Source organism: Aporhodopirellula sallentina SM41, from assembly GCF_000346505.1.
GTDB lineage: Bacteria > Planctomycetota > Planctomycetia > Pirellulales > Pirellulaceae > Rhodopirellula > Rhodopirellula sallentina.
In genome coordinates this window covers 1-8,248 of sequence record NZ_ANOH01000179.1, presented here as the reverse complement: position 1 = coordinate 8,248, position 8,248 = coordinate 1, and the positions used below count along the sequence as shown (strand labels likewise).

The following is an 8,248-nucleotide window of genomic DNA, read 5'->3' as shown; positions in this document are numbered from 1 at the left end:
GTGGAATGACCACAGAGGTTATCAAATGGAAAACTGCTTTGAAGAGTCGAAAACAGGTTTGCGTGAGAACCAGCTTCCGTGCGTTCCAGAAGTCTTCGGATTTGCCCCTGGTCGTTGTGGTGTTGCGCCGCACCAATTTCCATGTTAATTGCGTGACACTCAACCATGTCACGCACGTTGTAGCGTTCACCTTCAGCGAACACTAACTCCCGTGGATTACGGCAGCGAAATTGCGGAGGATCTTCAACACCGAGTCGCAATGCCATATATGCCAAAGCAGCGTTGAACTGCTCAGCAAAATCGCCACACAATAGTTCCCGATACGTGAGGTAAGATCTTCGACCTACCAGCACTTCCCGAATTACTAGCAGTCGCTCGAGTTGTTCAAAAGTGTCGTCTAATACCTTGCCGATCGTCGGGCCAAGTTCTGAAATAACAAACTCACGCTTCGTATCATCCGCCAAGACCAAGTGAAAAGGGGGCGAATAAATGTCTACTTGATGAACACGACCCGTGAGATAGACGATATCGCGATAGACAATTTGATCTAGTAGCCAGAGAAAGCTTCCCACAACGGTTGAATTAAGCAATCTGTGGTGATCTTGCTCGTGGCGAATGGTGAGATACAGTTGCTTCTGAGCGTCGTTGAGGCAATTCCAGCTCTCCGCTGAAACAAACTGTTTCGACAGGCGATCATAATCCTCGAAATCACAATCTAGTGAGACGAGAAGACTCATGTGCGTGTATCGCCCATGAGACGTTAGGTCATATTTGCTACTCTCCTTCGTCATCTTCTGTTAGTTCGGCTCTAATTGTGCTTTCGAGTTCACTTGTGAGGCTTTCCCGATTGTCAACAACAATAACACGCTGATTGACGGTGATCTCAATTCTCTCTACCCGAGCTTCTGCGTCGTCGCGCGAATCCGGTTTCTCGCGCGAAAAGACTGATCGCAGATAGTCGACAATCGCTATCGCCGCGACACGACTTGAAGTTGCGATCAGGAAGAGCTCGAACCAATTTGCCTCAAGATCAAACCCCGACTCTCTAGGGCGATTTATCTTCAATCCTTCTGGAGCTTGGAGCTCAAGAACTCTTGAACGAACATCACTAGAACTCGCCGGATTGGCACACACTACTCGCATCTTTATTTCATTCATTCAGACATTCTCTGTAAGAGACCTGACAACAAATCGAGGTACAGTAATCTACACTCAAGATGCACGTTGCGAAACCTAGCCGAGATCATCGGAAACGGACGTCTACTGACGAATGAGTCCGTGCGAAGGTCCCTTAGCCAGAAGCACCGGACCACACAATAGGGTTGGAAGATGCATTTCAGAGCGAACCGCGTCTGCGTTGATTCGTGCACCGCCGATAACCCTTCCGCCGAGACGGCTAGCTCCATCCGGTTTCATCGACCGGGGAATTTTCCAGAGTCGGCCGCCGGAGCCCGTTTGTGAATTCCTGACCGGAACATCAACCTGCTTGCAATACCTCATGGGGCGGTTTTATTTGCCTGTCATCGTTTTGAGCCTGTCGAGCTGCGATGCCGGACACAAAGGACCAGCGATGCACCAAACCCGCATGCCAACACTGGCAGTGAATTACTGTCTTGTCTTCCGCGTGATTAATGCTAATATCTCCCTATTCGGCGTGCGTCGTTGTGAAAAACGTCGTGTCGAATATTTTAACGTCCACCATCCGGTGAAAGGGATGAATGGACTTCTATTAATGGCTGATCGCCAACTTTCGGAGACCAAACCCATGGTTGCTTCTCAACTGCTGCAGTGTGCGCTCGATCGACTTAATTCCCTGCTGAAATCCGCCGAGGACCGGTTGGCAAAGATGCCCGGGGCATCGCTTGACCGCACTTTTGTTGATGTCAGCTCCTTGTTTGAGAGCAGGTCTCACAAACCGGAGCGGATCGAGCTCGATGAACAGAATGCTGAACTGCGTTTTATCGAAGGCCGAATAGTCGTTGAGTTCACGCCCGGCGAAAGATCGTTGGGGAAGCTAACTAACGACATCTGTGGTAAGACGCACTTTCAGGTGAAGGCGATTGACAGCTTCCCTGTCAACCTTCGGATTGCACTTGCCAGCCACATTGCTGAGTTAATCTCGCTCGCGGCGGAGATGGAAGAAGTGGTCATTGAAGACGTGAATGAAGTCTCTGACGGTATTGAGCAGGCGATCGCCTCTCTTTAGCGAAGTAGACAACTAACCTATGCGGATTTGAACAACACCTTCGAGGTCGGTTGCATCAACCGCCCGCACGAAGCCAAAGTTCATATGGCCGGACGTGGATAGCGGCGAAACCCCAGCTTGCCTCGGATAAACTCACTTCTGAGAACCTGGGCAAGAAGAGATAAAGACGGTGTTTAGATCCCATTGGTATACTTTTCGCCGCATGGCGATTTGCCTCATCGTCTGGTGGGCGGCTCGCTCTAACTGGCGAGTCGCTGTTTATGGAGTTTGAAAGCATGTTTGGTCTTTGTTGCTATGGCCGTTTCGAGTGGGCGATTCGCCAAGGCGTCGTCGACAAACACACCACTGGTTTCTTGAACGCAGTTGCAGCGACTGTTGAAAGCCGTATATTCACCATGAAGCCTCGCGGCGAATTGTTCCGTGCGGTCCGTGGCTGCGAGCGTCCCAATGCTGACGGGATCTATGTTCAATCGCACCCGAGTGGTCGCCTAAAACCGAACGGGGAAGTCGGCGAAGGTAGGGCGAACCGCAAAGGCGATCCCGTGCTGTACGCGGCCGACGCAGTCGGTATTGCGGTAAGGGAACTGCGACCCTGGTTTGGGGAAGAGATTTCAATCGCCGAGTTCACGACCAATGACCCACTGAAACTGGTTGATCTGGCTACTCCAAGAGGCGTCAGCCTGACGTTCGACCTTCTAGCGCGTCAGCATGACCACCGAGACAAGCGAGTGACGCCCGCCCAATTCCATGCCGCTGCTTGGGACGACATCGCAAGAGCTTTCTCCACACCTGTGTCAACGAGAATTGACGGCGATGGTTACCTCGCCACTCAGCGACTAGCAGCTCATTTTCAGTCGCTTGGCTTTGACGGTATCCGGTATCGAAGCTCTACCATCATTGATGATAGTGAGGCCAATAGTGCTGGCTTCAACTACGCGATTTTCAACTTTGAAAACATGCAGCCGGTTGATAGCTGGGTTGTGGAAGTCAAACGGCTAAACGTCGAGTGCACTCCAGCACCCTGCCAGTATTTCGACGGCCATAAATCGCAGTGAAATAACTACTCGAAATCATCGTCCGCAACCGTTTAGACAGCGCCTGGGGACGCTTCTTTAAACAGCGATTCAAGGCGTTCGGCTACTCGACGAGACAAGCGTGATCGCCTGCCGTGCGTATGTGGACCTCGATCCCATTCGAGCTGCGATGCCAAGACGATTGAAAACAGCGATCACAGTTCATTGCGGAAGCGAATCGAAGGCGTCCTTCGTCGCGTTAACGCACATCGCCTCAACTGTCCCAGAGCCGAGCCCATTCGCAAGCATCCCGATCGCTTTCTGTGCCCGTTACCGCTCGACGAACGAGTACGTTCGTACCAATCAGCACCGACTCGGTACGGCGACAGCGGCTTCCTTCCCTTCTGTCAACCCGAGTACTTCGAGCTGCTGGACTGGACAGCTCGTCACCAGCGGGCTGGCAAGTCGGATAGCACGCCGAAGACGCTTCCTCCGGTAGTTCGTCGACTGAGTTAGTCGGAAGACGACTGGCGTCAGTTGGTTGGGGGCTTTGGTCAACTGCTCCACGAGGTTTCCGGTCGTCCCCAAAACGATACATTCGCTCCGCAGCCACCACTCTGGAAGGCGATTTCGGATCAGCCCTCGCGCGATAGCCCTCGGGACGATCAAAGAGGCCGGCGACGTTTCGCACCATCTCGCTCCGGCGGCCGACACCGGACGCCCTGGTTTCGTTGCTCAACAGATAATCTGCCATCGGCTTCTTCGTCCGGTTCGCTTTGTCCTCTTCGAGTATGTGCAGATCTTCGAGTCGTTTGACGAACAACAGGTAAGTGATCTGCTCGATCACATCCAGCGGATTCGGGATTCCGCCCGTCCGAAACGCAGCCCAGATCTTGTCGATCTTGCTCTTGATGTCGCTCGTGATCACGTTAAACCTCCTTGTGCCCATGCTTGCCTATGCAGGGACTGGCTACTTCTTGACAATCGAGCGTTCACACTCAAAGTGAAGATTTCAATCACATCGGGATGGTGCGTGTATCGGACACGGGAGGGGGCGGCAGACAAGATTTGGTTTGCGGCAGCGTCTGCTGATCTGGAAAGCTGAACCTAGGTCACCTCTGCTCCCCGCGATGGCTAGATTTCGCAAAATGCTGGACATGCAACAAGGTGATACAGAGCGGCCTTAAGCTGCTGCCCCAGCAGCAGACCCATGCATCCCGGATTCCCTAAGTGACAACGCGGTAGAAGACATGAACGAGGCACGCGTGTTGCTACGATGCGTTCCGATTTGCACACACTGGTTCCGCGTCGAGAGTTGACCGAAGGTACCACCAGCTCAATTTGCCCATCATGGTGGACATTCTTACAGAACAGTCGGATGACGAACACTGCAACCCAGGACCAGGTGTCCAACACGATCGTGGGGCGATCGCATTGCAGTTCGGACATTGGCCGCACATCGCGAGACGCGAAGAGGCTGTCGCATGAACCGCAGGCGAGGCGTGCAGTCCTGAGGTATGCTTGCGGCAACAAACCGAGAATACCGATAGGAGTCCCACTCTCTCGAAACCGAATATCGTTTTTTGCCCCGGAACCCCGGTATTGTTCGGAAGCGATGGCTACTTATCTCGCGTTCGTACACTTCCGTACTTTCACATAACCGACCTTGGCTCGTACGCGCCCCCTCCAAATGAAAGCGGGATCGGCATTTAAACAGACTGTAACAAAGTGTTTTAGCGCTCACTCTCCAAGAGCACTCATGAAGGCCAGACCCGATAAGCGACGTCCGCCAGTGGAAGGTAATGGATCTCACTTAAAGTAACCATGCCGATCTGTTGGAGGCAGGTGGCAAGTTACGTCGCGTAAGCAACACGCCCCCCTGACCGGGAAAGCGAATAAAATGCGAATAGGTTACCCGTCCATCGGGAACGCCCCCTACGACCAATTATTCAGTCCCCGGAGGTCGCAGATGCCTTACTACACAATTGCCGGAAAGCACGTCTTCATGACGCACCATCGAACCGACAAAGCCCAACAATTAGCGTTGGCAGAGAAAGACATTCGCTGGCAAGCAAAGACTTTCTTCGATACGCCGGAACGCCGCGAGGCATGCGGCATTGTAGATTCTTTCCTTCGCAACCTCGCGGCAACTGACCCAGATGGGTTCGATCGGGACTGGGTTCAAATTCATCTGGAGGGCGACGAGGCGTCAAACAACGTATGGGATCTACTCTACGACTACTGCAATCTATCTAGCGCTGCATCTCTAATAGATATTCGAAATAATGAACAGCGTGACATAGACAATTTCATGAACAACAGCTACACCCATCCCATGGGAAAAGTGTTTGCCATCGAGGCAATGGGACCGAAACGCTGGTTTAAACGACAGGCGGGAGTGCGCGTCATAATCAACGCCGAGAGAGTAAGTGCAGTTCATGGAACCTTATCTAATTTTACGTTCGTTTCAGATGGTGTGCGGATTCATTGTTCCAAGAATCTCACTGTCGGTGGGCTATCTACAAGGCAGCAAGTGTTGACGCATCACTTCGATATCGCCCAATCCACGTGCAGAACCGTCGAAACACATCGGGCTGACAAAACATCAGAAGCGCACTGTGACACTCACACTGCAAAGAAGGTGGGGAGTGATTCACCGCGAAAGCGACATTCCCAGTTGAGGTCAACACTAGCAACTTTATTAGTCATGCTCCTCCTGACGGTCCCCGTAATCACATTTGCCATATTCGCAGGTGAACGCAATGCAGTCATACCGGATCACCCATCACCTGCTAGGTGGCAACTTGAGCGAAAAAACTTGCTGCTTGAACTCGAATACCTCGAATCCGAAGCAAATCGAATAGACCCTACGGACAATTCTGTTCTTACACGCAAAGACGAGCTGGGACGCCGAGCAAACAAAATCGCTGAACGTTTATATGACCTTCGCTATTTCAATTCCGCAGAAAATCGAGCGATCGTTAACGACCCAAAGAGGTAAATCAAAGGCGTTCCATGAACGAGCGGCTGTCGAGGATTTGTAACGCAAAAGTCAGCGGATGCATTTCTGACAGTGTGGCTGAATCTGCTGCGGAAGTGACGTCTCGTCCCTTGTGCGATTGCATCAAGCTCTGGCTTTCCCACTCGACAACACAGGAAGGCTCAGAAGCTGGTGACTTAGTGGGCGATCGCGAATAACATTTCCAAAAGGAATCGTCAGCGCATCCGTCATGATCGGACGCTATATTCTTCGTCAATCAACGACCACTAAGCCGCCATCTACTTTGCGTCGATGCAAAAGACCGGCCAACCTCAAACGAGACAGAACAATCGCCTGACAATGGTTTCAGGTACCAGCTACATCCCCGATGTGTAGCCTCCCGTTTTCCGCTACACGCTCACGCAGAGAACCCGCGATCAAGACGCTGAATTCTGTTCGTTGAGTAGCTCATAGAGGCGTGATGGCCCGGTCAGGATCTCCTTCAGCCCTTCGAATACAGCTCTTGAGTTGACAGCTTGGCTGCTCATCTCAGTGTGAGCATCGAGCGCCTCAATGATCGCATTCATGATCTCACTGTCCAGGTCGGGAGAGTTGTCGAACTGTGACTTCGTGTTGCTGCTGGCTTGCTGCGCCAATTTCTCAGATTCCAATAGCTTGCCCAGCAATACATTGTTCACGTAGATGAGCTTGTCTTGTTCTGACAGGTCTCCTTTGAACAGATCATTTACCTTCTCGATGATTTCGTTCAGATAGGCTTTTTTCGGTTCGCGAACCTCGCCGGTCCCTACTCCCGACAACGGAGACAGTTCGGGGTACTTGTCGCCAGCAAGCTTCATCCTTTGCTTGCCCTTGTTTCGGAGATTGTGATGCGTCAGGACAACCTCCGATAAATCCACTCCCTCTCGCTCTCGCCCAAACTTCAGAAGTCGCAACAGATACTTAAAGAAGATCGATCGCTTCTCGAAGTCGGTGTTGGCGTAGTCAAAGATCTGCGAGAGAAACGAATACACCCGCTGATATGTGGCAGCGTCTGCACGGAACATCAGCAGAACGTTCATTTTGTCCTTTGCCGCTTTGGCTGCAGCCTCGTTTTTATCAGACTCCGCTTCCTTGAACGCATTTTTGGCAGCCAAAAATTGCTTCAACAGCCGATCGGCAACCGGCGTGATCGCTGCCTCTAACTGCTTTTGTTTGGCGCCAGGATTCAGCTCGACGGCAACGACACGTTCGATTTCATGTTCGTCGTAGAATCCGTATTCATCGAGTTTCGTCCGCAAATTCAGAACGATGTTCGGATCGGTGACGCCTTCCAACGCAGCCGTTGTGTAGTAGGTCTTGAATGCAGCTAGCACGTCATCCGGCTTATTGACGAAGTCCAGCACATAGGTCGTGTCCTTGCCTGGATAGCATCGGTTCAATCTCGACAGTGTTTGCACGGCTTGGATACCTGCCAACTTCTTGTCGACGTACATCGCGCATAGCAGCGGCTGGTCAAACCCAGTCTGGAATTTGTTCGCCACCAGCAAGATCTGATATTCATCGCCTCGAAACGCCTCACGGATGTCCCGTCCTTTCAGATCCGGATTCATCTCCGTACTGGTCTCTTTGAATGGTTCAGGCCCCGACTCGTTGTCATTGACCTCCCCAGAGAACGCGACCAGCGACTTGATGTCGTACCCTTGGCTCTCGATATACTTGTTGATCGCAATTTGCCATCGGACGGCTTCCAGTCGGCTACCTGTGACCACCATCGCCTTGGCTTTCCCATCGAGCAAGGGCGTGACCATTTCCCGGAAGTGCTCCACGACAATCTGAACTCGTTGCGAGATGTTGTAGGGATGCAGGCGTACCCAACGCATCAATCCCTTCATCGCTTCGGCGTGTTCAACGGCTTTCTCATCCCACTCTTTTCCTTTGTTTGCCAGTTTGAACGCCAGCTTATATGACGTGTAGTTCCGCAAAACATCCAGAATGAACCCCTCCTCGATGGCTTGCTGCATCGAGTAAACGTGGAAGGGTTTCGGCAGG

7 protein-coding genes are annotated in these 8,248 nt (G+C 52.0%); 3 read left to right on the top strand and 4 right to left on the bottom strand.

Features of this window, described 5'->3' with window-relative positions:
- Both RSSM_RS11585 and RSSM_RS11580 read right to left on the bottom strand, forming a co-directional pair.
- On the bottom strand, positions 1-737 hold a 737-nt coding region (locus RSSM_RS11585), incomplete at its 3' end, for a hypothetical protein (protein WP_008678424.1).
- A 37-nt stretch (positions 738-774) separates the two neighbouring features.
- Entirely contained in the window at positions 775-1,158 is a 384-nt protein-coding gene (locus RSSM_RS11580) for a hypothetical protein (protein WP_044302348.1), read from the bottom strand.
- 328 nt (positions 1,159-1,486) lie between these two features.
- Between RSSM_RS11580 and RSSM_RS11575 the strand changes: the two genes are divergently transcribed.
- Together RSSM_RS11575 and RSSM_RS11570 are read left to right on the top strand one after the other, a co-directional pair.
- Positions 1,487-2,206, top strand: a complete 720-nt coding sequence (locus RSSM_RS11575; RefSeq protein WP_044302347.1) for a hypothetical protein — start codon at positions 1,487-1,489, stop codon at positions 2,204-2,206.
- 260 nt (positions 2,207-2,466) lie between these two features.
- Positions 2,467-3,261, top strand: coding sequence for an RES family NAD+ phosphorylase (locus RSSM_RS11570; RefSeq protein ID WP_008678418.1), 795 nt, complete (start codon positions 2,467-2,469; stop codon positions 3,259-3,261).
- A 232-nt stretch (positions 3,262-3,493) separates the two neighbouring features.
- Here the strand turns inward: RSSM_RS11570 and RSSM_RS11565 are convergent, their stop codons facing one another.
- Entirely contained in the window at positions 3,494-4,147 is a 654-nt protein-coding gene (locus tag RSSM_RS11565) for a type I restriction-modification system subunit M N-terminal domain-containing protein (RefSeq protein ID WP_008678417.1), read from the bottom strand.
- Between the two features lie 1,041 nt (positions 4,148-5,188).
- Here RSSM_RS11565 and RSSM_RS11560 point away from each other — a divergent pair.
- Positions 5,189-6,220, top strand: a complete 1,032-nt coding sequence (locus tag RSSM_RS11560) for a hypothetical protein (protein WP_044302344.1) — start codon at positions 5,189-5,191, stop codon at positions 6,218-6,220.
- A gap of 416 nt (positions 6,221-6,636) precedes the next feature.
- Here RSSM_RS11560 and RSSM_RS11555 read toward each other — a convergent pair.
- A partial coding sequence (locus RSSM_RS11555; RefSeq protein WP_044302343.1) for a type I restriction endonuclease subunit R occupies positions 6,637-8,248 on the bottom strand: 1,612 nt, incomplete at its 5' end.